The sequence below is a fragment of the Rhizobium fabae genome (genome assembly GCF_003985135.1).
Lineage (GTDB): Bacteria > Pseudomonadota > Alphaproteobacteria > Rhizobiales > Rhizobiaceae > Rhizobium > Rhizobium pisi.
In genome coordinates, this window is record NZ_ML133656.1 from 56,542 (window position 1) to 82,758 (window position 26,217).

Below are 26,217 nucleotides of genomic sequence, written 5' to 3' on the forward strand. Positions count from 1 at the left end.
TTCTCAAGGGGATGGCCCCTGATCTGGATGGATGCCGACCGGTCCTTCATCGAACAGGATCTTTGCCGGCGCTCGGTTCTCGGCCGGCCGCGTCTGGCGGTCGTCGTTGCGTCCGGTCGCCGCCACTTGAGCCGAATAGGCGCCGATCGTTTGAACATAACCGGCCAGTTGCCAGATCTGCTCGATCGTCATCCGCTGACGAAAGGGTGGCATGCCGTGAGGTCGGCCATCGCGGATGGACGCGACGATGGACACCATCTCCGGGCCATAAAGCCACCATCCATCGAGGAAGGAAGGACCGTTGTTGCCGCGACCGTCTCCGTGGCACGTTTGGCAGCCGAACCAGGCGTAGAGGCGTTTGCCCTGGCTGAGATTATATGAATCGGTTTCGTAGAGCTTGCCGAGCGCGAAATAGTTCTCAGGCGGTGTGCCGCTGATGCCGTTCGGCATCAGCCGGAATCTGTCGAGATCGGCGGCGACGGGCGGATCGGTACGAAGTTCCCGTGGCTGTCGAGCCCAGCCTAGGAAAGCGCCCGCGGCGACCAGAAGAATGAAGGTCGCCAGAAACGGCCACTTCGCATTGTTGATCGTCCCGGGCTTCATGTGGCGTCATCCGGCGGGGCTGTCATGTGAGATCTCGATCGATCGGCTGAGACGCACCGGAAGAAGCTTGTAGGAGGGCGTTTTTGACTTCGGGTCGTGGTGCGCCAGCGGAAAGAGCGGATTTGCTTCCGGATAATACGCCCCGCAACAGCCCTTGGGAATGTCGTAAGGGACGATCCTAAACGCCGTCACTTTGCGAAGATTGTTCGCGTCGATCGCGGTCGTCACATCGACGCGGTCGCCATCCTCGAAACCCAATCGGACGATATCTTCCGGGTTCACAAAGAGAATTTTTCGCGTCCCTTCCACCCCGCGAAAACGATCGCTGTAGCCATAGATCGTCGTGTTGAACTGATCGTTGGACCGCAGGGTCGTCAGATGGAGAACGTCGGCGCCCTGCGATATCGAAAATTCGGGAAACAGTTTTTCCGGCGTCAGGAAATTCGCCTTGCCGCTTTTCGTGACCCACTTGCGTTCGCGCGCCGGCAGCGGCCTAACAAATCCCCCCGGCGTAAAGAGCCGTTTGTTGAAGTCCTTGAATGTCTCCGGATAGGTTCGCTCGATCGCATCGCGGATCTGGGCATAGTCTCCGACCCAGGCGTCCCAGGGAACCTTGGTTTCGCCGAGCGTAGCCTTTGCCAGGCCCGCGACGATTGCCGGCTCGGAGAGAAGCTCCGGGCTTGCCGGTTTCGTCTTCCCGCGTGACCCATGAATATGGGCAATGGAACTTTCGATCGACACTGCCTGCGGTCCGGTCATCTGCTCATCCAGTTCAATGCGACCGAGACACGGCAGGAGATAGGCGATCTCGCCGTGGACAACATGGCTGCGATTGAGCTTGGTGGCGATCTGTACGCTGAGATGCAGCTTGCGCCATCCGTCTTCCATAGCTGCCGTGTCGGGCACGGCTCTTAAGAAGTTGCCGCCAAGGCTGATGAACGCTCGCGATTGGCCGCGCATGATTGCCTCACACGTCTCGACGGTCGAACGGCCTGTCCAGCGCGGCGGTTCAAAACCATAGAGCTCGGAGAGCTTGTCTAGCGGCGCCAGTCCCGGCTTTTCGGTGATCCCGACAGTTCGTTGCCCCTGGACGTTCGAGTGGCCGCGAACAGCGCAGATATTGGCCCCCGATTTACCGATATTGCCGCGCAGTAGGGCGAGATTGCAGACCATGTGGACATTTTGGACGCCCATAAGCTGTTGCGTCAGGCCCATGCCATAGACCATCATCACCGCATCGGATTTCGCGTAAGTGTCTGCAGCCTGCGTCATCTGAGAACGGCTAAGGCCGGAGACCCGCTCTAGTTCCTCCCACTGATGCCCGCGTGCGGCCTCCGCAAACTCCTCGAACCCCGTGGTGTGCTCCCTGATGAAGTCATGGTCGAGAACATGCTTCTTGTCGGCCGCTAAAATCGATGCGGCAAAGGCGACCATGGCTGCGTTGTCCGGATCTTTTGGTTTCCCGTCGTCCCCCGCGACGCTACTTTTCCCGGATGCCTTCAAGGCATCATCCGCCTCGATCAGTGCCTTGCAAACGCCGAACAGCGCCGCGATATCACCGCCGTTCTTTACCTGATAATATTCGGAGGAGATTTTTGTCTCTTTACCCGTGAGCATCTGCGAAGGCGATTGCGGGTTGACGAATCGCTCGAGCCCGCGTTCCCGCAGCAGATTGAAGGTGACGATCTTCACCCCACGATCGACGGCGTCCTGCAGATCGTGGAGCAAACGCGGCGAGGACGTACCGACGTTCTGCGCGATGTAGAAAATGCAATCGGTGTTCTGGAAGTCGGACAAAACGGCGGTGCCGACAGATGCCCCGATACTTTCCGGGAGGGCTACCGAGGAGCTCTCGTGGCACATGTTGGAGCTGTCGGGCATGTTATTGCTGCCGTACATACGCGCGAACAGTTGGTACATGTAGCTCGTTTCGAGCGATGCGCGGCCTGACGTGTAGAAATCGACCTGATGAGGATCGAGGCCGCGCAGTTCCCGACCGATCTCTTCAAACGCGTCTGCCCAAGCGACCGGAACATATCTGTCCGTCGCTGGATCCCAACGCATTGGATGCGTCAGTCTTCCCTGTTCCTCGAGATCATGATCTTCCCAGGTCTCCAGTTCGTGGAGAGGGTGCTTATCGAAGAATGCCCGGTCGGCGCGTCGCGAGGTCACCTCCCAGGCCGTGGCCTTGGCCCCATTCTCGCAGAATTCGAGCGGGTGGGGCTTGGCAGGTTTTGCCCAGGCGCAACTCACGCACATATAACCTTCCGGCTTATTTTGCGTCGACAGCAGCCCGGGTCCCCGGAATGCGACATGCTCCTTCAACGTGATCTCGGCGACGGATTTTGCAGAACCCCATCCGCCGGCTGGCCCAGAATAAGCCCTGATTTCGGGAGAACGTGCTTTCGATGTCATCTTTGCCTCACGCGGTGAGACGGAAAACCAATTCCAGTTGGTGGAGCTCATCAGGAAGCAGTAACCCCTGATGCCCCACCAAGTTCCGCCCTGCGCCGAAATGCCGTGTCAGCGCGTCCGCTTTTCGCTGGATACGGCGGGCACTCGTCGTCAGGGCCTCTATCCCCGAAACTCGCCCTCATTCGTGTCGCGCTCATCGTAATTGACATCCCAGTCCTTGGTGTCTTTGCTCTTGCCGGGCATTTTCTTGTGGACGGTTGCGTCGTCGGAACGGGTGATGACACGCGGTTTGGCGCTGCTGACGCCATTGTTGGATCCGCCAGCATGATTGCTTTCGGACTGCCCTCTGGCATCCTGCTCGATCCGCGATTTAGACGGTTTTTCATTTTCTTTCACGTTGAAGCTCCTGGATAGTTGGGGTGGTCTCAATTGCTTCATCTGTCTGAGCCGCCTCTGCCACAGCGCCTCGGCGCTACTTGTTGAGGTCTTTCGCCATCTGCAGGTGGTGTTCCAGGGCAGGGCGCGTGGTTGCAGCCCATGCTTTCAGGCCGGCATTATCGCCTTTATCGCCATAGCGCTTGAACAAATCGACGGCGTCTTCATGCACGGCTTCCTGATCGGCGTGATATTGCTTGTTGAAGTCCGCTCCCTGGAGGCCGTTCAGCTTGTCGAGCATGCTCTGCTGACTGGACGTCATGGCCGTGGGCAGCGGCGCTGCGACTTTTCCCCTTGTCACCAGTCCCTTAAGTTCGTTGGTGGTCTTCTGATGGTCGGTCACCATCTGCTGCGCGAAGGCTTTCGTCGCAGCGTCACCGCGTTCCAGGGCAAGCTTGCTCGAGGCGATCTCGAACATGTCGCTGGTCGCGGCTTCCTTGACGAAGTCCTCCGTCTTTGGCGCGACGCCGATAAGGGAATTGACGCCGGTCTTCTCAGCCGCAGACTGTGCGAAGGCTGGACCTGCAAGCGCGAGAGCAAGCGAGGCGATGGCTAGGCGTTTCATGGCTATCTCCTGAACGGTCTTTCCGCGTAAAAACGGTTTTTCGACCTGACTGTTCCCTGGAAACCCGCCATTGGCCGAAATGAAAGCCGCGCCAAGAAAACGATATGCTTTTCCTTGAGCGCGGCAGGGAAGATCTTTCTCGGTGACGATCGGATATTTGCCCTCACGCATCTTCACATCGACCGGATTGATGCTTGCGGCGAAGACCTTGATGAGAACTTCATTGGCGGCCGGGATCGGGCGATCGATCTCCTCGATCGCCATATCCTCCGGCCCGCCGAAGCGATGAATGCGCACAGCCTTCATGATGAAATTCCTTTGATGTTCTGGGTTGGTGGCTTCTCAAGCGGAAACAGCACCGCAAAACGTTTGTTCCGTGACAGCGGGTGCGGGGAACAACTCTGCTGACCATCGGTTTCGCCTTGCGCGAACTGGAGGCAGCCATACCCACCGAAAACTCGAACGATGGGCCGGTCTGCCTCCCATATGACAGGAGCAACCATGTCTCTCAAAGCACTCGCCTTGAACGGCACCTTGAAGTCCTCGAATTCCTCTGAGGCATCCTCCACCGGCAAATTGCTCGATCTCATTGCCGAAGAGTTCAAGAAGTATGGCGTCAAAACCGAGACCATCCGTCTTGCCGATCACGATATTAAGCCGGGCGTGACGTCCGATGAAGGCGAAGGCGATGCCTGGCCGGCCATCCGCAAAAAGATCCTGGAAGCCGATATCCTGTTCGTTGGAACCCCTATCTGGCTCGGGCAGCCCGGAAGCATCTGCAAGCGGGCACTGGAGCGTATGGACGCATTTCTCGAGGAAACCGACGAACAGGGCCGCATGGTGTCCTATGGCAAGGTCGCTGCTGTGGCCGTCGTCGGCAACGAGGACGGTGCTCACCACGTGTCGGCGGAGATCTTTCAGGCCCTTAATGATGTCGGATTTACAATCCCGGCCAACGCAGTGGCCTACTGGGTCGGCGAAGCCATGGGGTCGACCAACTTCGTCGATCTGAAAAGGACCCCGGAGGTCGTTGAGACAATGATATCGATGCTGACGCGCAACACGGCGCATCTCGCCAACCTTCTGAAGAAGTCCCAATATCCAGGGGAAGAAGAGTAAGGGGAAATGGCGACGGTCACGAGAAAGCCGCAAGGCGCCCGTGTCGGCTCCAATCCGGCTAGCCCTGGCCGAACGGCGGTCTGCTGCTGTGCGCCCGCATCACGCGGCCTACCGCTTCTAATTGCCAAGCTACCACAAGCGCGCCGTCGACCCCATGGGGCCAGCTCTTTCACTGCTGTGCCCTAGCTTGTGAAGCATGTCCTTCAACGTGCCGGCTATCCGCTTGCGGGCAGGGTGGTCCAACGTTTTGATCGACCACGGTGTGCAAGGAACTTCGGCCTGGAAATGGAGTTGATGTTGTCGATTGACAGTACTGATGCTGCGATCGAACGAGGCTTTACAGATGTCGAACAAATCCAACTTCTTCTCTTCCTTCGCAACCATGGTCGCCGATCTCTCGGGAAAGCCGTTCACCTTTGTCGCGGCTTTGGCGCTCGTGCTTGTCTGGGCGGTGTCCGGCCCTTTTTTCGGCTATTCTGAAACCTGGCAGCTCGTGATCAATACCACCACGACCATCATCACCTTCCTGATGGTATTTGTGTTGCAGAACAGCCAGAACCGTGACGGAAAGGCTCTGCAGGCCAAGCTTGACGAACTCATCCTGACGAGCCAGGCCGCCAACAAGTTTGTCGGCATCGAAAAGTTGGAGGAGGGCGAACTCAGGGAAATGAGCAAGGCCCTTGCCGAAAAAGCCGAATGCGTCGAGGAAAAAGCGGATGAGAAATCTGCTGCAGAGTCAGCGTCCGCCTAATTCGCACTCTCCGTGATTTGGCCGTGATGTTGCTGGCGCATCCCCTCGATTGCGTCGGCATCTTTCTTCTCAGCCGCAATCCAGTGGTTTCCTGCCTTGCTTGAGCGGATCAATTCATCGAGCTTGGCATGAAGCGCCATCATATCCCGGTTCTGGGAGTGCTGCAGGAGCAGCAAAATAAAAAATATAATGAGAGTCCCCAGCATGTTGGTCAGCAGAAACCACTGCCGTGGGAAGGAAAGGCTGAGACCCACTGCCGTCCATAGGGCTATGAACGCAATCAGCGTGACAGGGACCGCACGATGCCCTGCCCATAAGACGGCCAAATCAGAGATCTGTCGAAAGCGCCTGCGCATACGGCTCTCCAACGCGTGTAAAACGGAAGATAGAGAAGTTCCTATCCACCTACGCTCAATAAATAGGGCGTCGCGAATGACATAAAACCCGCGTTTCCGCGGGTTTTATCTGACGAGTAGCCGTTCTCTGGCGAACGTGGCGACGGTCAATTCAATTTGACCGATGGCTCCCGGCCCCAGACCCGCAGTTTGCCAAGTGCCTCGATAAAGGCGGTGACATCCTTCGCCGATTCGAGCCCAATCACGCCTTCGTCCAGGGAGTCGGCAATACCTGCCTTCTGCATGAGCGGCAGCGCCGTTTCCACAAAACCGATGAATTTGCAGTGCACGAAGGCGTCCGCCACGAAATCGCGGGCGGTTGCCTCCTTCAGCAGATCACCGGTTCCCTCGGCCGAGGGAAGGAGGGCGACGGCGTCGTAAAGCACCGAAGGTCCGCCGTCGATCATCTGATGCGCCTCTATCCATTTGCCGTCGGAAAGTGTGACGCCGCCGATCTTTGGCGCGATCACTTCGAAGGTTGCCTTCTGCTCGGTGATTTGGGCAAGCAGCGCGTTGAAGATAACGCCATCAGTGCCGTCGCTGACAAGAATGCCGAGCTTGCGTCCTTCGAACCGCTTCGGACCGCGCTCGATGATACTGAGTGGCGGCGACGGCTCGAGATCCTGCCGCGTCGGCATGGCGGCATCGGCAGGTTTCGGCATCGATTTGAAGCCGAGGGCGTGGCCGACCTTGCTGGCCAGCGTCTCGTCGATGTTCATCAGATGTGAGACCATGCGCTCGCGAATGACTGGTGTCTCGACCTTGCTCAGCTCGAAGATGAGTGCCGCGGCGATATGGCGTTGCTCCGGCGGAGTCTGGCTGATGTAGAACTGCCGGGCCTGACTGTAGTGATCGGCAAAGCTTTCCGGCCTCAGCCGGACTTTGGAACCCTGTTCTTCGGCGGGGCAGTGCCGGTAGCCCTGAACCGGCGATTCCCGCGGTCCCTGATTCCAGGAGTTCGGCTGGTAATTGACGCGTCCGACAGGATTGCGCATCGCCATGTGGCCATCCTGCTGGAAATTGTGGAAGGGACACTTCGGTGCGTTAATGGGCAGATGGGTGAAATTCGGACCTCCCAGGCGTTTCAGCTGTGTGTCGAGATAGGAGAAGTTCCGTCCCTGCAGAAGCGGATCGTTGCTGAAATCGATACCGGGTGGCACGTTCTGCGTCATGAAGGCGACTTGCTCGGTTTCCGCGAAAAAGTTCTCGGGCATTCGGTCGAGCACGAGACGGCCGATCGGTTTGACCGGAAGGATCTCTTCGGGAATGATCTTCGTCGGATCGAGGATGTCGAAGTCGAATGCGTCGGCGAAGTCCTGATCGAACAACTGCACGCAAAGCTCCCATTCCGGGAAGGCCCCCGACTGGATCGACTGCCAGAGGTCGCGGCGATGAAAGTCCGGATCCGCGCCATTGATCTTGACTGCCTCGTTCCATGTAACGGACTGCAGGCCGAGTTTCGGTTTCCAGTGGAATTTGACGAAGGTCGATTCATCCGCGGCATTGACGAAGCGGAAGGTATGAACGCCAAAACCGTCCATGAACCGGAACGAGCGCGGAATGGCGCGATCCGACATCACCCACATGATCATGTGCATGCTTTCGGGTGTCAGCGTGATGAAATCCCAGAAATTGTCATGCGCCGACTGCGCCTGCGGAAATTCCTTGTCGGGTTCCGGCTTTACGGAATGAATGACGTCGGGAAATTTGATCGCATCCTGAATGAAGAAGACGGGAATGTTATTGCCGACCAGATCCCAATTTCCCTGCTGCGTATAAAGCTTCACCGCAAAACCGCGCACGTCGCGCGCCAGATCAAAGGAACCCTTGCTGCCGGCGACGGTCGAAAACCGGACGAAGGCCGGCGTCTTTTCGCCAGGCCTCTGGAAAAGATCGGCGCGGGTATAGGCTGCCAGGGATTCGTAGGTTTCGAAGTAGCCGTGGGCGCCGTATCCGCGCGCATGCACGACCCGTTCGGGGATGCGCTCGTGGTCGAAATGAAAGATCTTTTCGCGGAAATGGAAGTCCTCGAGGAGGGCGGGGCCGCGGGCGCCGAGACGAAGGGTATTTTGATCGTCCGAGACGGGGCCGCCTTGCGCTGTCGTCAGTACCGGCATCCCGTCTTCGGCAAGCTGATGAAGCTCACCGCCTGCCCCCCGGTGCAGTTTCTGATCATGGATCGTTGGATTGTCTGCGGGCGCGGTTTTGGACGTCTTCTTGGCCATCTATTTTCTCCGGAAAGGGTTTGACTTAACCGAAGCTCAAAATTGGCCACATGTTCCGTTCGAGGCGAAATAAACTCGCCACCTGCAGCACCGCGCGTCTCTTAAGGCGCGCAGCGACGCCGATGCTCACATAAAGCGGGCGCGGAGCTTTCGACCCCGCGCCCCGATTTCCGCCGGTTCTCAGAGCCTGGGCCTGACGAGCAGGTCTTCCTCTTCGTCGCGTTGCGATCCGCCAAACGCAGCAGCGGCGGAGGCGATGAAGGCTCCGATCAGAAGTGACAACGAGCCGAGCAAGGCCGCGGTAGAGGCCGCCTTGCGTGCCTCGTCGGCCGCTTTCTGGGCGGCAACCTTGGCGTCGTCGATACGCTTCAGCACCGTATCCACGCGGCTGCGTGCATCGGCTTCGGATAGGCCGGTCCGTGCAGCGACGACGGTGGCAAGATAGGCCTTGTCGTCGTCCGGGATCTGACCGGCGGCTGCACCCTTGAGGAGGATACGGGAGATTTCCGTTGTTGCCGCAGCATCATTGGTCGCTGCCGTCGCCCGGGCCTGTTCCGGACGCAGCAATGCGTCGGTAAAATAGGCGGTTGAGAGGTCTACAGGCGACGAAGTCGATGATGCCGCTGCCGTGCCTGCGGCCGTGGCGGCCGAACCCACGGCTTGTGCGCCTGCACCGGCAAGCGAGGTCAGCGACGAGGCTAGAAATCCGGCAACGAAGATCGTTGCCAGCGCCCAGCTGATGAAGCCATGCGCCGTGTCACGGAAGAACACCTCATCAGTGTGGACGGCCGCCCACTTCGTGCGCAGCCGGCCAGTAATATAACCTCCTAGCGCGGAAGAAAGCCACTGCACGACAACGAGCCAGATCGCCGCCGTTACTCCGACCGTGCCGAGCGAACTGCTTTGCCCCGACCAGGGTGACACCATCGTCAACCCAACCCCAGATCCGAGAAGCAAAAGGATGAGGGTCACGCCGATGGCCGCCGCGGCGCCTGCGAAGATGGGCCCCCATGTCATGGCGGATTTGGAGGATTCGACCGGAGTGGCAATCTCTCCGGAACCTGTCATTGAAACCGACATGATCTGTTCCTATCGCATAAACAGAGCAAGAAGGATGATGATCGGCAGTGGAACACCAAGCAGCCAAAGCAGAATACCGCGACCCATGAAAGACCTCCTGTCAGAAACTGACGTTACGTGGTTGATGCCCCTCAACTTTAAACCGTAGTCTTTGTTCCCGGCCGACCTGGTCATCGGCGATCTTCATGCAGAGCTCGTGGAGATCGACGAGAATTTTAAAGTTCCGCTACCGGAAATCGTGATCGCGAGCTTTCCCATCCACGAGGGACGCCGTTCGGATCCGACGTTTCCTCCCTCTTTCTGGATCGCGACGAAACGGTCGTTAAGGAGGGGCGGGTCCACTCAAGGAACAAAGCAAACGCAAGCGCGTTCGGGTCCAGCGATTATCGCATTCCCAACCACACGAATGTCCGGTGTCCATGATGAACGATCATACGTTGAAGGATCCTCGAAAGATTTACCCCGCGCCTCCCTTTCCCGATCAACCACAACCGGCTCCAGGGCTTGCAAGAAGGATGAACCCCACTCCGGACCATGGTGAAAAAAGCTATCGCGGTTCCGGCAGACTGACAGGACGCAAGGCGCTTGTGACTGGTGGCGATTCCGGAATCGGCCGCGCCGCTGCCATCGCTTTTGCCCGCGAGGGTGCGGATGTCGCCATCGCCTATCTTTCGGAAGAAGAGGCAGATGCGAGAGAGGTGATCAGTCTTATCGAGGCTGAAGGCCGAAAGGCGACGGCTTTGGCAGGCGACGTCAAGGAGGAAGCCTGGTGCCGGGAGCTGGTCGCAAAGACCGTTTCCGAGCTTGGCGGTCTTGATATCCTTGTCATCAATGCGGGCCGTCAGCAGTACCGCGAGAAGATCGAGGAGTTGTCGACGGAAGATTTCGACAAGACATTGAAGACGAATCTCTACGCGCTCCACTGGATCGCTCAGGCTGCCGTTCCCCATATGCCCGCGGGATCGGCGGTCATCACAACCGCTTCCATCCAGGCCTATCAGCCGTCGCCGATCCTACTCGACTACGCGACGACAAAGGCGGGTATTGTCGCCTATACCAAAGCGCTCGCCAAACAACTGATCGAGCGCGGCATCCGCGCCAACGTCGTGGCGCCCGGACCGGTCTGGACGGTTCTTCAGCCGAGTGGTGGACAGCCGGAGGAAAAGGTGAAGAATTTCGGCAAGGACAGCGACTTTGGCCGTCCCGGTCAACCGGTAGAACTGGCGCCTGTTTTCGTGCTGCTTGCCTCGTCGGAAGCAAGCTTTATCAATGGCGAAGTCTACGGCATCACCGGTGGCAAAGGCGTAGCCTGAGCGCTGGTTCCGACGCAGAAGCCGCCTTGTAGAACTGGCCGGCGGTGGCTCGCCGGGTGCGGTATTCATGAGAGTGCTTATGAAAGACATTGGGAACTGGCGGCATATTTGCGTCGATGCTCAGCGCATGTTCATTGAAGACACGCCGTGGAATGTGCCTTGGATGAAACGGGTGCTTCCAGAACTCCTTGAGATCGCCCGGTATCATGCGGAACGAACGATTTTTACGCGTTTCGTTCCCCCAGTCCGGGCCGAAGACGCCTTCGGTTCCTGGAGAGACTACTACCGGAAATGGTGGATGATGACGGGCGAGCATTTGCCCGAGGGACTGATTGGACTAGCCCCCTCGCTGCAAAAGCTTGTGCCACCAGCACGCGTCTACGACAAATCGACTTATTCGCCGTGGATCGATGGCAGATTGTTCGCGCATCTTCACCAGGAAAGGGCGACTTCGCTCGTCGTAACCGGAGGCGAAACCGACGTCTGTGTGCTCACCACCGTGCTGGGCGCGATCGACCTCGGTTTCCACGTCATTGTGCTCAGCGATGCCGTGTGCAGCGGCGCCGATGAAACACACGATGCCGCTATCGATCTGTTGGGTGACCGTTTCTCGGTTCAACTTCAACTCTTTAAGACGGAGGAGTTTTTGTCTGCCATCTCGTGATGCGATCCTGTCACCAAGCTAGCCTGGCAGTCAGGATTGGGTGGGGCATCCAGACGAGGAACGGTGTGGGATGCTTAGTTTGTAGATCCCATCGTCTTTCGTCAGTTGGCAAGTTTGCGTGCGAAACCGGCTAGTGGCGCTTCGCTGCCAGGCTCGGACAACACCACCTAATTCTGCAGGCATGTGACAGCGACATCCAGATGTTCAGCCTCGCTGTTCTCGCCGCTGAAGGCACCTGGCCATCCTTCAGAATCCATCTCATGCGACTTAAGGCGACGGTGGGGGAGCTCGTTTCCGACGGCATCGCGACTGGAGAGTTCGTTCCGAGGAATGTTGATGCGCTCGCCTCCTGCTTTTGCGCCTCAATCATCTCCGTGTGGGATCCGAGATTTATTGGCGCCCTGCCTTCGAACCACTCTGAGCCATCTGCTCATGAACTCGCATCCTTCGCAGTTGCAGGACTTCGCAAGTTCACTCAGGCAGGAGAAGAATCCGATGGGAAGCCACGTTAATGAAGGTTGTGGCTGAGCCGCAATGCCAAAGCTGAGGCGCGTCGCCGACAGGGGATGTTCCCCCGACGCAGGCTTTGCAGATCGCCTGCTCGTTCGTATTGCCCGCCTGCTTAGACCGTTTCGTCTGGCAATCGGATGGGCAATCTACCTGACTCTCGTAATGGTGATGTTCGTGGAAAGCCTGATGCCGGTTTGGTGGCCAGAATAACGTTGCAACACGTAGGGACCGCCAGACCCTCGTTCGGCGACTTCAGGATCGCGCTCGGTGTTGCTTGGGAAGCAAGACCCTGCCACCCGCATGTTGACATCCTTGATATTGCCCGTTTATTGGCACGCGCCAAGGTCGCAGCTGCGGGAAGCCGTGGCAAATCCCAAACCGGTGGCCACATCGGAAACAAAGGAATGCGAACCGCGTTATCGTGCGACGTCACAGTAAGGCGTAGAAGCATGACAAGCCATTCAACGAGAAAACTCCACGGCGATTTGCCCTCCGCATCGTCAAAAGTGGCCTCCGCCGATCGGAAAGAGCTGGCGGCGATCGCCTTTGAACGCACCAGAATGCCGATGGTCGTCGCCGACGCCCGCGCCCCGGATCTGCCGATCGTGCTCGCAAACAAATCATTCCTCGAACTGACTGGTTATGCTGCCGAAGAGGTGCTTGGCCGCAATTGCCGTTTCCTGCAAGGCCCCGCTACTTCACCAACTGCCGTGGCAGAAATTCGTGCCGGCATCGCTGACGAGCGCGAGGTGGATGTAGAAATCCTCAATTATAAGAAAAGCGGGGAGCAGTTCTGGAACCGCCTTCATCTTAGTCCGGTACATGGAGATGACGGGCAGATCTTGTATGTCTTCGGGTCTCAAATCGACATAACGGACTATCGTCGCATTGAAGCACTCGAAGCCTCCGAGCATCGTCTGCTCAGGGAAGTCGATCACCGCGCGAAGAATGTGCTGGCTATCGTCGATAGCATCGTCCGCCTCAGCAATGCCGAGGACCCGGCCCTTTATGCTGCCTCAATTCAACATCGCGTCCAAGCGCTCGCGCGTGCCCACGGCTTGCTTGCTGAGCGAAGGTGGACGAGCATTTCCGTTGAGGAGATTGTTCGCCAGCAGGTGGCCCCATTCGCAGCAGCCCGCGCTTCTTTCAGCGGGCCGGATATCAGACTGCCGGCCCCGGTTGTTCAGCCGCTTGCGCTCGTATTCCATGAACTTGCTGTAAACGCGGCCCGTCACGGCGCTCTTGCCGTTGCGCGGGGCACACTTTCAATCAGTTGGAAGCCCGGACCGTTGGGCACAGGCCTTAACATCCGATGGCAGGAGGTGGGCACCGGCATTCCACCTAAATCGGCAAAACGAGGTTTCGGAACCGTGATTGTCGGTGCAATGGTCGAAAAACAGCTTAAAGGGCGCATCGAGAGAAACTGGGGGAATGAAGGCCTGCTTATCAACATTGAAATCCCGGCCGATCGCTCGCCTTCGTATGACGCTCCCCTGGATCATGCTAAGTGATGCGATTATCCTGCAATCGATGTTTGGCCGGCAAAAGATAGCCCCCGAAGATACGTTCGTGCTGCTTTAAGCTCGCGCTTATTGGCAAGGTTAAGCCGTTGTCTCGATCCTTTGACAATCCCGCAGGCGCCGCCGCAGCGAAAGATTTATGGCGGCCGGCACGTGGCCGGCCGCGCATTTGCTTCGATCAACTCTTGATGGCGATGCGTTTGACCTGTGACTGCGCCTTTTCGGTCTTAGGCAAGCTGACGGTCAGCACGCCGTTCCTGAAGGTAGCCTCAACGTGGTCCTCCTTGACTTCGACGCCAAGTGGAATTCGGCGCTCGAAGCGGCCGTAGTAGCGCTCGGAGAACTGGCGATCCTTATCCTCGCTCTCTGAGCGCTTTTCGCCCTTTAGCGTCAGCACGCCGTCATGGAGCAGAACTTCGATGTCCTTTTCCTCAAGGCCGGGGACCTCGGCCGTCACCTTGATCTCCCTGTCGGTGTCGGAGATCTCGACACTCGGCCAGGCGCCCCCGGACGTGGCGCTGTTGCCGCGGTGCGCCAGGCCGGAGCCGAAGCCGCGGAAGACGTCATCGAACAAACGGTTCACCTCACGATGAAGCGACAGGAAGGGATCACCGTCGTCATCGCGGAAGAGACTTGGAACCTGGTTGCCATTGTTGCGGCCCCAGGGAATTAGATCACGAACACTCATGTTCTTCTCCTTTCTGTTGTTCGGTCGGCAAAGCTTTCCTGCCGGCGCCGGACCATGCCCGGCGCCTTGTTAGCGGTCTGCTAGGAAGGCTTAAGCCGCCTGCTGATTGGCCTCGATCTGCTTGGTCTCGGCCTTCGGCATTGTCTGGCCGGTTTGGATCTCGATCTGGCGCGGCTTCATCTCTTCGGGGATTTCGCGCTTGAGATCAATGATGAGCAGGCCGTTGACGAGACCCGCACGCACGACCCTGACGTGGTCGGCCAGTTCGAAGCGACGCTGGAACGAGCCGCTGCCGATGCCGCGATGCAGATATTGGACGTCATCGCCGTTCGCCTTCTGTCCTGAGACGATGAGCATGTTCTGCTCTTGGGTCATCGCGAGGTCGTCCCTTGAGAAGCCCGCCACTGCCATGACAATGCGGTACTCATTCTCGCCGGCTTTGACGATATCGTAAGGCGGCCAACCGTCGCTGGTCTCAGCGCGGCTTGCAGCCTCAAGCGCGTTCAACATCCGGTCGAAGCCGACGCTCGATCGGAACAGGGGCGAGAAATCGAGGTTTGTCCTCATAGCCATATCCTCCTTATAAGCAACATGGATACAAGGAGACGCCAAGAGCCACGAGGCGTCTCCTGGACCTGATGTCGATCCCATAGGGCAATCGACTAATATTGATATAATTCAGTGTCTTAGAATTTCAAGGGAAGTGGAATTTCTCGGCGGAAAAAATTGAATTTTTCCCAGGAACCACCATATTCAAGCCGCGGTGGAAAGAGGGAGAAATGACTATGATCATGACTTCGGATAACGTCCTCGCCATCCTTGGGCCTGCCGATGAAACGCTGGTGGCCGAGATCATCGCGACAGGCGCAACCCCGGCTGAACTCGCCGAGGCATTTGCATGGGCCAACAACGACGAGGCCTTGATGGGCGAAGGTCGGCGTCTGCCGACGGGCAAGGTTGCCGCGCTCGTTGAGTTGCTCTCCGCCGACGACGAAGAGCAGGACAAATGAAATTGGTTGCCACTGCCGCGCCATGACCCAGCCGGTCATGCCGTCGCAAGCACGCGAATGTCACCCTTGCGGCCGATGACGTCTACGACGACATTGCGGCCGGAGCGGCGGATCGCCATGTCGGCCGAGCCTTTGCCGATCAGCAGGCGCCGCAACCTGATCTGCGGCCTAACGCACTAGAAAGGAACAACAACCTGGCCAGCGGCTCGAATAGCCGCATTAAATGTCGTGCACCGATGACTTCAGATAGAGAGATTGATTCCGGAGCGACGACGCCAAGCGCTCCGGTTAAGCCGGATCGCCTCTTTTCCATCCATCCAAGGGGAGGCTTTGCTTTGTCGAGGGCCTCATGGCTTTGAAATCAAGTTATTCTTCGCTGTCGGAATAGTTTTTGTATTGCAGCTTCTGGAGCGATGCATCCATCCTCAGGACGAGCCCTGTCGTCGCGAAATCAACGGCGACCTCTCCAAAGGCGGAAAGGCTGGAGCTGATGAGCCGGGAGCCGAAACCCTTCTTGGTCGGAGCTTCTACCGCCGGGCCTCCAACCTCCCGCCAATTGAAGTTCAGGCGCTTGTCGCCCGCCTCATCGCGCACGGACCAGTCGATTTCGACAGTCCCGGTATCTGCAGATAGTGCACCATACTTGTGGGCGTTGGTGACAAGTTCGTGCAGCACGAGGGAGAAGCAAAGGGCAGCCTGTGGACCCAATTCAACCGCGGGGCCGTTCGCTTTGAACCGTCCTGACGTCTCAAGTCCAAGATTAATCGCGGTCGCCTCGACGATCGTCGCCATGGTCGTACTTAACCAATTCTGCTGTAGCAGAATGTCGTGCGCTTTCGAGTAAGCATTGATCCGTGCCGAGATCGCCTGTTCCGCATCCTCCATGGAGCCGGCGTTTCGGAAGGATTGACTGGTGATAGCCTGAACGACGGTCAGCGTATTCTTCATGCGGTGAGAAAGTTCGTGCATCAGGACGCGTTGCCGCTCCTCGTTTTCTCTCTGCTCGGTACGATCTCTCAGAATCTTCACAAAGCCCTCGACTTCGCCGTCATCCGACGTCAAGGCCATCATCTGACCCGACGCCCAGAACCGGGAGCCGTCCTTGCGAACGTGCCAGCGCTCATCATTGCCATGGCCCTCCGCTAAAGCAGCGGTCATCTCCCGTTGGACAATCCCAGCCTGCAGGTCTTCCTGCGTGAAAATTACGGCTGCAGGTTTGCCGATAATCTCGGCCTCCTCCCATCCGAGGAGCCGTCGCGCGCCCTCATTCCAGGTGGTCACCAACCCATCCAGGTCCATGGAGATGATCGCATATTCGATCGCGCTCTGGAGGATGGCTTCGAGAAAACGCTCACGGGAGCGGCTGGAGCTGGAAAAGAGTTTCATGATCATATGATGCGCCTGATCCCTCCCGAGGGCTACAGGTTTCATCCTGTTCTAGGGCGCCGCCGACCGCGGGGATGGCGCTATGATTTAATGGGTTCCTTGATGGTTGTGGCGGTCCTTGAATGATCGGCTTCCCCTAACAATATCATTTCGTCAGGATCATTAGTGGCATGAAAGGAGGAAAATATGCCGCAGAACGATGTTCCATGGACCCGGCCTATAAGAATCCGGCTGCAGTGCGGTTTGGAGCGGACTTTCACAGGGGCATATGACGCCCTGGACTTTCTCGAAAACGAATGGCCGCTGCGTCACGGAGAGCGCCATCAGCGCGCGGTGAAGACCTGCCGCGGCGCCCTCAACGGCACCACCCCCCGCATTGTCGCACGCGAGGCCTTCGTGGCGGCCTGTCTCGAAGCCGGCATGCCGGCCGTTCTCGTTCCGTTGAAGAGGAAGCCGACCGAGCATCCGGCCTGGCCGGCGCGCATGGCTGTCATCTAAGGTATCAGCGGTGACCTCGCCTCATCAGAGGCGAGGTCCGGCATAGGCGCGCTTTCCCTGATGATCGAACGGACGGACGCCACGAACGACGTCTTTGAGACCGAGCTGGGTTTGCCCAAGGCGATGACCATATCGGGTTAATGGTCTCGATAGGGAGAGATGCGTCAGATCAGCTTCAACCCTCCTTGCCAAGAGCGAGGAGGGTTGGCTCGATGCTGGTTAGATGGCGGTCCGACGGTACCGGTCCCGCTCTTGCGCAATCTGCTCAGGAGAATAGGGATCGAGCGTGTCGTCAAACCGGGTCCATCCCTGCTCGGTATAGGCACGCCGACGTTCGACCGGGTCGACCCAGTTTGAACTCTGGAGAATAGCACGCGCCTCGGAGGCGCGGGCATCGTCGACCTTGGCCGTGACCAAGCTGCCACCTCGGCGGACACCTTCGGCATAGAGGTGAGCATCTTCTTCCGAAACACCGGAGTCGGTGAGTGCACCGATCAGGCCACCAACGGCACCCCCGGCGACGGCGCCGGCGACAGCCCCGGCCGCGGTCGCGGCAAGCCAGCCTGCAGCAACCACCGGTCCGACGCCAGGGATGGCCATCAGGCCCAGCCCCGTGAGCAGGCCGCCGGCGCCTCCGACGGCAGCACCAAGACCAGCGCCGGTCGCGGCATCCTCGCCAACGTCGGAATCCCTATCAATGCGGCCAGCCTTGTTGGAGACGATACTGATATCGCTTGAGGGAACGCCTGCCGCTTCCAATTTGCTGACGGCGATACGAGCGTCCGAGTAGTCGTCGAAAAGTCCGGTTACAGTTCTCATCATGCTTCTCCTTGGGGTTACTTGGCGACGATGTTGCCTTGATAATCGAGGGCAATGGAGACGGCTTTCCCATCCTTCATGCCGGAGGCCACCCAGATCCCCTTGTCATCAAGCTTGAGATCCTTGACGTCGGTGTAGCCCGCTTTCTCAATGCGATCCTTCGCCTGACCTTCGGTAAAGCTATTGGCACCCTCAACGGGCGCCGTCGGATTTTTGGTATCCGGGGTTGCAACTGCAGGTGTATTTCCATCCGGAGACGAAGCCGGCGGGGTCTGGGCTAAAGCGGCAACGGTATAGGCGGCAAGAATTGCCGCTGCCAACGCAGTCTTTTTCATATGATGTTTCCTCTGTTTGCGGATCAAGAAGATCCATGCGGTGAAAACCCGCAGTGGCGATTTTTGTTCCCGCCATTGTGTGTGGGAGTATGCGATTGATTTTTATAAATATATGCCAGAGTCATCACTCGGCTTATTCCCTTTGGTGTCGAGGCAGGGTGAAGAGAGACGAGGCGATCGGGCTAACCAACCGGTCCACCAGGTAAATCCAAGAACCTGTCATAGTGAATCCGGTTTTGCGCCCCTTCTAGTTGTGCTTTGAACGTCAGGGTGCTTTCAGTAGCTGCTGGAGTAAAGCGGCGCGGGCTGCGTGATGAAGAAAGTGCGGTTGGTATTCTGATTTGGAACAACAGAGCGCGATGTCGGGAGGGACCACGTGCCGGAACCGCCTTCGCGGCGCGATATCATAGGGTCGTGACGACGACGCGGCGGTAATTTGTGGACCGGGCAATGTTAGTTTCGATTTCGGCGATCAGCCCATGCCGGGGCGGAGAATTTTAGAGGAGTGCCGGGGCCGTCGGTCACCTCTTCCAGCATCAGGAGACAGACGAGAACACCGCGTCCCAGGCCGTAGGCGAAGGAAAAATTTCACCTAGAAAAGACACGAACGCCTTGACGTTCGGGTTACCCCTGCGGCTCTCCGGCCAGTAGGCTGTGATGCTGCTTCTGTCGACTGCGAATTCCTTCAAGACAGGTACCAGCTGCCCCCGCCGCAGGTAAGGCGCTGCGATATATGTGGGCGAAATCCCGACACCGCCGCCGGCAGCGACAACTGCCGCGACGGCGTCGCTGTTGTCGACGATCGTCACGGCGTTGGGTACGATCTCAATCACCTTGTCTCCGACCTTGAAAGGCCAGCGCAGGGTTTGACCGCTGCTCTGATACCGGAAGTTGACGCAGTCGTGGTCGACGAGGTCTTCCGGCCGTTCCGGCCGGCGCCGCGTTGCCAGATAGGATGGAGAGGCAAAGGCGCAGATTCTGTTGGGGGCAAGCTTTCTTGCGATCAGCCGCGAGTCCGCCGGTTCTCCAACGCGGATGGCGACGTCTATCCCTTCTTCGACAAGGTCGGTGAAACGGTCGCCCAGCCTGAGGTCGATGATCACCTTGGGATATCGTTCCCGAAACCTGGGAAGGGCCGGGGCTATTATATGCGCGCCGATGGGAAGAGGCGCTGTCACCTTGATGAAGCCCGCAGGCTCAGCGCGCGCCGCCGCGGCAGCCTGCTCGATCTCCTCGGCCTCCCTGAGGAGCCGCAAGGCCCTCTCGTGAAGATCCCTTCCTTCCGGGGTAAGTGTCAGGGACCGCGTAGTGCGCGTGAACAGGCTGATGCCAAGGTACTGTTCCAGGCGCTGAACGCTCTTGCTGACGGCTGACGGCGAGAGTGCGAGAGAGCGGGCCGCTGCCGTATAGCTTCCGAGAGAGGCTGCACGTGCAAAGGCGATTATCCCGGTCAGTCGCTCAATTCCAATTTGTTCCACCATGGAATGAGTAAAGCGAAATGAGGCCCGATTATCAAGGTGTGATTGCTAATCTAAATCTTTCTTCAACGCGCCGACGGTGACGCTTCAAGGAGAGAAAAATGACAGAGGCAGCAGTATCCGAAAGCCACACGAGCCCGCTCGCTGGCAAGCATGTTCTGATTGTTGGTGGCACCTCCGGAATCGGATTGGCCACAGCCCGACAGGCGAGGGATGCCGGCGCGAAGGTGACGGTCGTCGGCTCCGACCGTGAGCGGACCCGAAACGTGGCAGCGGGAAACGCCTTCGACGGCTGGCGAGCTGCCGACGTCACGGACACTGACGCGATCTATACAGCACTCGCCGACATCGAACATGTCGACCATCTCGTCCTGATGGCAGGATCCTTTGTCGCCGGCAAGGTTCTTGAGGCTGACGTCATCTATCTGCGGCGCGCCTTCGAAGAGCGGATCTGGGCATCGATTCATGTTCTCCGGGCGCTCGGAGACAACCTCGCTTCCGACGCCTCGATCACCTTTATCTCAGGAGCGCTGGCGGACCGTCCGAACGCCTACGGAACAGCGGTGCTTGCCGCTGCTTCGGCCGCGATGGAAGCCTTTGCCCGCGGCCTTGCCGTCGAGCTCGCCCCGCGGAGGGTCAACACGCTGTCGCCAGGTCCCATCGACACCCCGATCCTTTCGAAAACGCTCGGTGAGGGCAGGCAGGCCTATGTCGAAGCGCTCACCCGGACGCTGCCGCTCCATCGTCTCGGAACACCGGAGGAGGCGGGCGATGCGGTCGTCTTTCTGATGGCGAATGGATGGATGAACGGGGCGGTCCTCAACATCGACGGCGGATCGCGTCTGGTCTGATACCGAACAGTTCTCAGAGGAAGTGAGGTACCCATTCTTTTTGATGCGAGAGAGGTCAGAGCAATCAGGCACCGCGCCGCATCCGCATGGCGCCGATGACCCGCGCACGCGGCACGAGGGACGGTGTGGCGACACCCCCGCATAGTCGGCTGTTAGTCCCACCGCTCTCGGCCGGCCTCATCATCAGCAAGGCGCACTAAAGCGCCAGCCGTAACTGCGGTTGCATGACAGGTGCCCGCCGTTCCAACGAAGACAGCGATACGCCGAGCAGGCGTATCCCTTTGCGCGGCGGGAAAATTGGCGCGAGAAGGAGGGCGACGACGTCCTCAAGATCGGTGATCGCCGGCAGTGCTGATGGAACGGTCCTGCTGCGAGTAATCTGGATGAAGTCGGCGTATTTGACCTTGAGTGTCACCGTCTTCGCACCAATTTCGTTGACCTCACAATAGCCCCAGACTTTTTCGATCAGCGGCTGAAGACGTTCCCGGGCGGGCTCGTAGGAATGGATGTCCTCAGCGAACGTGTCTTCGGCACCGACCGATTTCCGCACCCGGTCCGGCTTGACCTGGCGATTATCGACGCCGCGGGCGAGGCCATAGAAATACGGTCCCGACTTCCCGAAATGCTGGGTGAGAAAATCGAGCGGTTGCTCCTTGAGGTCCGCGCCCGTCTCGATGCCGAGCCGATGCATCTTTTCGGCCGTTGCCGGTCCGACGCCATGAAATTTCTTCACGGGAAGGGCCTCAACGAAGGCAGGCCCGTTCTTTGGTGTGATGACGGCCTGGCCATTTGGCTTGTTGAGGTCGCTTGCCATCTTGGCGAGGAACTTGTTGTAGGAAATCCCAGCCGACGCATTGAGGCCGGTGACCTGCTTGATCTTACCGCGGATCTCCACCGCGATCGCGGTGGCAATCTCCATGCCTTTGAGATTGTGGGTGACATCAAGATAGGCTTCATCGAGTGAGAGCGGCTCGATCAAGGCCGTGTATTCGGCGAAGATCTCACGGATCTGCTGGGACACCGCCCTGTAGACATCGAAGCGCGGCGGCACGAATATCAGATCTGGACATTTGCGCCTGGCGGTGACCGACGGCATGGCCGAGTGGACGCCGAATTTTCGGGCCTCGTAACTGGCCGCCGCCACAACGCCACGCGCCGCCGCGTAGCCGACGGCAACCGGCTTGCCGCGCAATTGCGGGTTATCGCGCTGCTCGACCGACGCATAAAAAGCATCCATGTCCACATGAATGATTTTTCGGACTGGGGTCGAGCTCAGGTCGTTCATGGCGGCTTCAGGGCGATCGAGATGGAATCGGCCTCAATCGGAGATCGCCGCCGAAACAAAAAGGGAACATAGCATGCTGCGCCGCCATATCAACCATTTCGTTGAACGCAAGGGTCGCGCCGGGAAACTACGAGCGGCCGACGGCGTTGACGTCCTGTGGAGATCAACATCAGGAGACAGCCCTATGGCGGACAACAGCACGACCACGATCCGGGCGACGTTCGACACGCGAGCAGCAGCTGATCTGGCGGTCGAACACCTCGTTCAGCAGCATGGTATCTCGAGACCCGACATCTTCGTTCGGTCGGCAAGCGACCGGAACACTGCCGGCTCGGCGCCATCGGGCGGGGATGCCTCTCATGACCAGGGCGCTCGCCGTGACGCCCCCCTCCGAGGAGAGATCGAGGTCTCAGCGGATATCGCATCCAGCCAGGCCGCCGCGGTCCAGCGCAGTCTGGGAGAAGCCGGGGCGCTCAATGTATCGAGTCGCTGAGCATGGCCGACAACCTTTCAAAATACCGCGCCAAGCGCGATTTCCAGAAGACCAGCGAACCGAGCGGCGAGGCGCACGTCAAGCCGTCGAACCGCCGGCGGTTCGTGATCCAGAAGCATGACGCGACCCGGCTTCACTATGATCTGAGGCTTGAACTCGATGGCGTCTTCAAGTCCTGGGCGGTGACCAAAGGGCCGTCGCTCGATCCGCACGACAAGCGGCTGGCCGTCGAGGTGGAGGACCATCCTCTCGACTACGGCGATTTCGAAGGTACAATCCCGAAGGGCCAATATGGCGGCGGCACAGTCATGTTGTGGGATCGCGGCTATTGGGAGCCGGAAGGCAGGATGTCACCCCAAGAGGCTCTCAGGAAGGGCGACTTCAAGTTCACGCTTGAGGGTAAGCGTCTCAAAGGCAGCTTCGTTCTGGTCCGGATGCGTAACGAACGCGACGGCGGCACGCGAACCAACTGGCTGCTGATCAAGCATCACGACAATCATTCGGTCGAAGAGAATGGCGCGGCGATCCTGGAGGAAAATGCAACCTCTGTCGCCTCAGGCCGCAGTATGGATCAGATCGCCAGCGGCAAGGGGCGAAAGCCGAGACCGTTCATGATGGCGAACGCGGATGTCGAGGCGGACGCGGTCTGGGACAGCAAGCATGGCCGGGCGACCGACCAACGTGAGAAGAGGTCTCGCGAGGATGCGGCGATTTCTACCGTAGCGGAGCTGCCGGAATTCATTGCCCCGCAGTTGTGCGAGACGCTTGCCCGGCCACCAGCCGGCGATGATTGGTTGCACGAGATCAAATTCGATGGCTACCGGATCCAGATGCGTATCGCTGACGGCAAGGTGACGCTGAAGACCCGCAAAGGCCTGGACTGGACAGGAAAATATCCCGAGATCGCACAGGCCGGATCCGAACTGCCCGATTGCATCATCGATGGTGAGATCTGCGCCCTCGATCCGAATGGCGCCCCGGATTTTGCCGCACTGCAGGCTGCTCTTTCGGAGGGCAAGTCCGGCGATCTGGTCTATTTCGCGTTCGATCTGCTGTTTGACGGCGGGGATGACTTGCGGTCAATGCGTTTAGCCGATCGGAAGGAGCGGCTGCAAACTCTTCTCAACGAGGTCCGCGACGATGCCCGCATCCGCTACGTCGAACATTTCGAATCCGGTGGCGACGCCGTGCTTCGCTCCGCCTGCAAGCTGCACCTCGAGGGTGTCGTCTCCAAGCAGATGGATTCGCCCTATCAGTCCGGCCGCACCGACACCTGGGCGAAGTCGAAATGCCGCGCCGGCCACGAAGTAGTGATCGGCGGTTATGCCAAGACCAACGGCAAGTTCCGGTCTCTTCTCGTCGGTGTCCACCGTGGTGACCATTTGGTCTATGTCGGCCGCGTCGGTACGGGCTACGGCGTCAGGAAAGTCGAAATGTTGGTTCCGAAACTGAAGGCCTTGGAGACGGCAAGATCGCCATTCGCCGGTATTGGTGCTCCGAAGAAGCAGGACGAAGTTGTCTGGGTAAAGCCCGAGCTCGTCGCCGAAATCGAGTTCGAAGGGTGGACGGCAGACGGCCTCGTGCGCCAAGCCGCCTTCAAAGGCCTGCGCGTGGACAAGCCAGCGAAAGAGGTCGAGGCCGAGAAGCCGGCATCGCCCGCCAAGACAGACACGCCCGAGCCTGCGCCGTCGGCCAGGGCCAGACCCGTCCGGCGCAAGGGCGCCAAGGCAGAGGTCATGGGCGTCCTCATCTCCAATCCGGACAAGCCGCTCTGGCCGGATGCCGGCGATGGTGAGCCTGTTACCAAGGAAGATCTCGCTCGCTACCATGAGGCGGTTGGCGCCTGGCTTATCAAGCATATCAAGGGCCGACCGTGCTCAATTATCCGCGCACCCGACGGTATTGGCGCAGAGCAGTTCTTCCAGCGCCATGCGATGCCCGGCACCTCCAACCTCCTCGAGCTGGTGAAAGTCTTCGGGGACAAGAAGCCCTACCTGCAGATCGACCGGATCGAAGGACTCGCGGCCATCGCCCAGATCGGCGGCGTCGAACTGCATCCGTGGAATTGCGAGCCTGGACTGCCGGAAGTGCCCGGCCGGCTGGTGTTCGACCTCGATCCCGGCCCCGACGTGCCATTCTCGACCGTGGTCACGGCCGCGCGCGAGATGCGCGACCGGCTCGGCGAACTCGGCCTCGTCAGTTTCTGCAAGACCACCGGGGGCAAGGGACTGCATGTCGTAACCCCGCTTGCCGTCAACAAGCGCAAGCCCCTGTCGTGGGCGCAGGCCAAAGCTTTTGCGCACAATGTCTGCCAACAGATGGCGCTCGACAACCCCGAACTCTATCTGATCAAGATGACCAAGAGCCTTCGGAGTGGACGGATCTTCCTTGATTATCTCCGCAACGACCGCATGGCCACCGCCGTGGCGCCGCTGTCGCCGCGCGCAAGGTCCGGCGCCAGCGTTTCAATGCCGCTCACCTGGACGCAGGTGAAGTCCGATCTTGACCCGAAGCGGTTCACCGTTCGCACCGTGCCGGCGCTTCTTACCAAGAGCTCGGCCTGGCAGGACTATTGTGATGGCGAACGACCGCTTGAGCAGGCGATCAAGCGCCTTGGAAAATCCAAACGGGCAGCCTGATTATCCATGGGTGGCTGCCAGGTGATATCGCATGGACGAGCAAACGAAGGACCCATCCGGCCCGCCCCCGCGAGAGGGCGCAACCACTGACCTGCCGCATGATCGGATAACGGTAGAGCGGTTTCGGCAGGCATTCCCACGTGCGCGGTGGAGCGACCGCCTGAATGCCTGGTTCGTGCCCGGGCGCACCGCTGAAAAACGCATCGGCCGCTGGCTGGCCGAGCTTGAAGCCGAGACCGATACATTCGCCGACGAAAAGGGTAGGGATGCATTTGCTTTCGAGCCGATCGAAAGCCGGTACCTCGAGGTCGCGCCCGCAGCCTTCCAGATCCGGACGCCCTATTCGCGCAGCGTCGTCAATGAGATCCGTGAAATTCCCTATGCACGCTGGGATGCTGATCGCCGCCTCTGGACCGTACCCTATCGTTCGCTTGATGAGCTCCGGCAACGATGGCCGGCGATTGAGGCGGCTGCCGAGCGCAGTGAGCCAGATGCAAGGCGGGCTCGACGCGAGGCGATCAAAGGGACGGAGGAAGCTGAGGCGTCGAAGGCGAGGATCAGAGAGCGCCGGCGAAAGCGCTATCCGCTCCCCGCTGATGACTGTCCGCCGTTCGACCGTGCGATCGGGACGCATGTCGGGGTGGTCGTCTTCATATGGACTGACGGCGAATTGGCGGATCGGGCGACAGTCGATACCTTCTATTTTTCTGCAGCAAATGGCGAAGAATATGTCTGGGCATCCTGGCGAACAGGCACATTGGAAGAATTGGTGACGACCTGGCCGGCGCGCACGCCACCGGCGCAGCGGGAGCTCAAGCGCGGCTGGTGGATGCCGACGCTGGCGGAGTTGCGGATTGCGCGCCGGGCCGCCAAGTCCAGGCGGCGAGCCAGCGAGCGCAAGCAGAAGGACAATTCTTCAGGTGAGAGGAAAGCAGACATCGCTTGAGGGGCTCCGAAGCCTGCCACCGATCGAGCCGCGCGAGTTCGTCGGCCTATGGCGCGGGCTCAGGACATCCATTCGACGGTCTCCGCTCCGGATCGTGGCGGCGATGACGATCAGGGCGACGAGCCGATCTATTTCTTCGAATTCGTGCGCATCAACGAACCTTGAAAACCGGACGGTCGGACATCATCTATCGG

26 protein-coding genes are annotated in these 26,217 nt (G+C 59.1%); 12 read left to right on the plus strand and 14 right to left on the minus strand.

Translation table 11 applies throughout. The features are described from left to right. Nucleotides 1-3: 3 nt before the first annotated feature. The 4 genes from EFB14_RS23490 to EFB14_RS23505 all read right to left on the minus strand — a co-directional run bounded on the left by EFB14_RS23490 (nucleotide 4) and on the right by EFB14_RS23505 (nucleotide 4,018). A complete protein-coding gene (locus tag EFB14_RS23490) occupies nucleotides 4-603 on the minus strand; it encodes a c-type cytochrome (RefSeq protein ID WP_126829080.1) in 600 nt (199 codons plus the stop codon). 6 nt (nucleotides 604-609) lie between these two features. Next, a complete protein-coding gene (locus EFB14_RS23495) occupies nucleotides 610-3,018 on the minus strand; it encodes an FdhF/YdeP family oxidoreductase (RefSeq protein ID WP_126829197.1) in 2,409 nt (802 codons plus the stop codon). A 159-nt stretch (nucleotides 3,019-3,177) separates the two neighbouring features. Beyond that, on the minus strand, nucleotides 3,178-3,414 hold the full coding sequence (locus EFB14_RS23500) for a hypothetical protein (RefSeq protein ID WP_210276388.1): 237 nt from the start codon (nucleotides 3,412-3,414) through the stop codon (nucleotides 3,178-3,180). A gap of 76 nt (nucleotides 3,415-3,490) precedes the next feature. Further along, nucleotides 3,491-4,018, minus strand: coding sequence for a DUF4142 domain-containing protein (locus EFB14_RS23505; protein WP_125850257.1), 528 nt, complete (start codon nucleotides 4,016-4,018; stop codon nucleotides 3,491-3,493). A 501-nt stretch (nucleotides 4,019-4,519) separates the two neighbouring features. Here EFB14_RS23505 and EFB14_RS23510 point away from each other — a divergent pair. Both EFB14_RS23510 and EFB14_RS23515 read left to right on the plus strand, forming a co-directional pair. Next, complete coding sequence (locus EFB14_RS23510) at nucleotides 4,520-5,137, plus strand: flavodoxin family protein (protein WP_126829081.1); 618 nt, start codon at nucleotides 4,520-4,522, stop codon at nucleotides 5,135-5,137. 343 nt (nucleotides 5,138-5,480) lie between these two features. Continuing rightward, nucleotides 5,481-5,888, plus strand: coding sequence for a low affinity iron permease family protein (locus EFB14_RS23515; RefSeq protein ID WP_125850254.1), 408 nt, complete (start codon nucleotides 5,481-5,483; stop codon nucleotides 5,886-5,888). Here the strand turns inward: EFB14_RS23515 and EFB14_RS23520 are convergent. The 3 genes from EFB14_RS23520 to EFB14_RS23530 all read right to left on the minus strand — a co-directional run bounded on the left by EFB14_RS23520 (nucleotide 5,885) and on the right by EFB14_RS23530 (nucleotide 9,588). After that, nucleotides 5,885-6,244 (minus strand): low affinity iron permease family protein, encoded by a 360-nt coding sequence (locus EFB14_RS23520; RefSeq protein WP_126829082.1) that lies wholly within the window; start codon nucleotides 6,242-6,244, stop codon nucleotides 5,885-5,887. The genes EFB14_RS23515 and EFB14_RS23520 overlap by 4 nt on opposite strands. 146 nt (nucleotides 6,245-6,390) lie before the next feature. Beyond that, nucleotides 6,391-8,508, minus strand: coding sequence for a catalase (gene katE, locus EFB14_RS23525; RefSeq protein ID WP_126829083.1), 2,118 nt, complete (start codon nucleotides 8,506-8,508; stop codon nucleotides 6,391-6,393). Nucleotides 8,509-8,688: 180 nt separating this feature from the next. Then, nucleotides 8,689-9,588 (minus strand): hypothetical protein, encoded by a 900-nt coding sequence (locus tag EFB14_RS23530; RefSeq protein ID WP_126829084.1) that lies wholly within the window; start codon nucleotides 9,586-9,588, stop codon nucleotides 8,689-8,691. A gap of 422 nt (nucleotides 9,589-10,010) precedes the next feature. On the opposite strand from EFB14_RS23530, the gene EFB14_RS23535 reads away from it, so the two are divergent. The 4 genes from EFB14_RS23535 (at nucleotide 10,011) to lov (ending at nucleotide 13,586) form a co-directional block, all read left to right on the plus strand. Further along, on the plus strand, nucleotides 10,011-10,901 hold the full coding sequence (locus tag EFB14_RS23535) for an SDR family oxidoreductase (protein WP_208661890.1): 891 nt from the start codon (nucleotides 10,011-10,013) through the stop codon (nucleotides 10,899-10,901). 79 nt (nucleotides 10,902-10,980) lie between these two features. Beyond that, nucleotides 10,981-11,565: a cysteine hydrolase family protein gene (locus EFB14_RS23540; RefSeq protein ID WP_126829086.1), complete on the plus strand. Its 585-nt coding sequence runs from the start codon at nucleotides 10,981-10,983 to the stop codon at nucleotides 11,563-11,565. A 170-nt stretch (nucleotides 11,566-11,735) separates the two neighbouring features. Further along, nucleotides 11,736-12,077, plus strand: a complete 342-nt coding sequence (locus EFB14_RS23545) for a hypothetical protein (protein ID WP_281015436.1) — start codon at nucleotides 11,736-11,738, stop codon at nucleotides 12,075-12,077. A gap of 447 nt (nucleotides 12,078-12,524) precedes the next feature. Further along, nucleotides 12,525-13,586 carry a blue-light-activated histidine kinase gene (lov, locus tag EFB14_RS23550; protein ID WP_126829087.1) on the plus strand — a complete coding sequence of 354 codons (1,062 nt, stop codon included), beginning with the start codon at nucleotides 12,525-12,527 and terminating at the stop codon, nucleotides 13,584-13,586. A gap of 187 nt (nucleotides 13,587-13,773) precedes the next feature. Here the strand turns inward: lov and EFB14_RS23555 are convergent, their stop codons facing one another. Together EFB14_RS23555 and EFB14_RS23560 are read right to left on the minus strand one after the other, a co-directional pair. Beyond that, nucleotides 13,774-14,283 (minus strand): Hsp20/alpha crystallin family protein, encoded by a 510-nt coding sequence (locus EFB14_RS23555; protein ID WP_126829088.1) that lies wholly within the window; start codon nucleotides 14,281-14,283, stop codon nucleotides 13,774-13,776. 90 nt (nucleotides 14,284-14,373) lie between these two features. Continuing rightward, nucleotides 14,374-14,850, minus strand: a complete 477-nt coding sequence (locus EFB14_RS23560) for an Hsp20 family protein (protein WP_126829089.1) — start codon at nucleotides 14,848-14,850, stop codon at nucleotides 14,374-14,376. A 218-nt stretch (nucleotides 14,851-15,068) separates the two neighbouring features. On the opposite strand from EFB14_RS23560, the gene EFB14_RS23565 reads away from it, so the two are divergent. Beyond that, on the plus strand, nucleotides 15,069-15,293 hold the full coding sequence (locus EFB14_RS23565) for a hypothetical protein (RefSeq protein WP_125846555.1): 225 nt from the start codon (nucleotides 15,069-15,071) through the stop codon (nucleotides 15,291-15,293). Nucleotides 15,294-15,659: 366 nt separating this feature from the next. Here the strand turns inward: EFB14_RS23565 and EFB14_RS23570 are convergent, their stop codons facing one another. Next, nucleotides 15,660-16,685, minus strand: a complete 1,026-nt coding sequence (locus tag EFB14_RS23570; protein WP_126829090.1) for a sensor histidine kinase — start codon at nucleotides 16,683-16,685, stop codon at nucleotides 15,660-15,662. Between the two features lie 180 nt (nucleotides 16,686-16,865). Here EFB14_RS23570 and EFB14_RS23575 point away from each other — a divergent pair, with 180 nt between their 5' ends. Then, the gene (locus EFB14_RS23575) at nucleotides 16,866-17,177 is read left to right on the plus strand and encodes a DUF982 domain-containing protein (RefSeq protein ID WP_126829091.1); all 312 of its coding nucleotides are present in this window, start codon (nucleotides 16,866-16,868) and stop codon (nucleotides 17,175-17,177) included. A gap of 219 nt (nucleotides 17,178-17,396) precedes the next feature. On the opposite strand, the gene EFB14_RS23580 is transcribed toward EFB14_RS23575, so the two are convergent. The 3 genes from EFB14_RS23580 to EFB14_RS23590 form a co-directional block, all read right to left on the minus strand. Further along, complete coding sequence (locus EFB14_RS23580; RefSeq protein WP_126829198.1) at nucleotides 17,397-17,996, minus strand: general stress protein; 600 nt, start codon at nucleotides 17,994-17,996, stop codon at nucleotides 17,397-17,399. A 17-nt stretch (nucleotides 17,997-18,013) separates the two neighbouring features. Next, entirely contained in the window at nucleotides 18,014-18,331 is a 318-nt protein-coding gene (locus tag EFB14_RS23585; protein WP_126829092.1) for a PepSY domain-containing protein, read from the minus strand. Nucleotides 18,332-18,867: 536 nt separating this feature from the next. Further along, nucleotides 18,868-19,812: a LysR family transcriptional regulator gene (locus EFB14_RS23590; RefSeq protein WP_126829093.1), complete on the minus strand. Its 945-nt coding sequence runs from the start codon at nucleotides 19,810-19,812 to the stop codon at nucleotides 18,868-18,870. A gap of 98 nt (nucleotides 19,813-19,910) precedes the next feature. On the opposite strand from EFB14_RS23590, the gene EFB14_RS23595 reads away from it, so the two are divergent. Beyond that, a complete protein-coding gene (locus tag EFB14_RS23595; protein WP_126829094.1) occupies nucleotides 19,911-20,660 on the plus strand; it encodes an SDR family oxidoreductase in 750 nt (249 codons plus the stop codon). 196 nt (nucleotides 20,661-20,856) lie between these two features. Here EFB14_RS23595 and dinB read toward each other — a convergent pair whose 3' ends face one another. After that, nucleotides 20,857-21,945, minus strand: coding sequence for a DNA polymerase IV (gene dinB, locus EFB14_RS23600; RefSeq protein WP_126829095.1), 1,089 nt, complete (start codon nucleotides 21,943-21,945; stop codon nucleotides 20,857-20,859). Between the two features lie 184 nt (nucleotides 21,946-22,129). Between dinB and EFB14_RS23605 the strand changes: the two genes are divergently transcribed. From EFB14_RS23605 to EFB14_RS23615, 3 genes are read left to right on the plus strand one after another with little or no spacing between them, the layout of a single operon-like run. Continuing rightward, complete coding sequence (locus tag EFB14_RS23605; protein WP_125846550.1) at nucleotides 22,130-22,438, plus strand: hypothetical protein; 309 nt, start codon at nucleotides 22,130-22,132, stop codon at nucleotides 22,436-22,438. 2 nt (nucleotides 22,439-22,440) lie between these two features. Further along, nucleotides 22,441-25,077, plus strand: coding sequence for a DNA ligase D (ligD, locus tag EFB14_RS23610; RefSeq protein ID WP_126829096.1), 2,637 nt, complete (start codon nucleotides 22,441-22,443; stop codon nucleotides 25,075-25,077). A gap of 31 nt (nucleotides 25,078-25,108) precedes the next feature. Then, a complete protein-coding gene (locus EFB14_RS23615) occupies nucleotides 25,109-26,023 on the plus strand; it encodes a hypothetical protein (protein ID WP_126829097.1) in 915 nt (304 codons plus the stop codon). Nucleotides 26,024-26,217 lie beyond the last annotated feature (194 nt).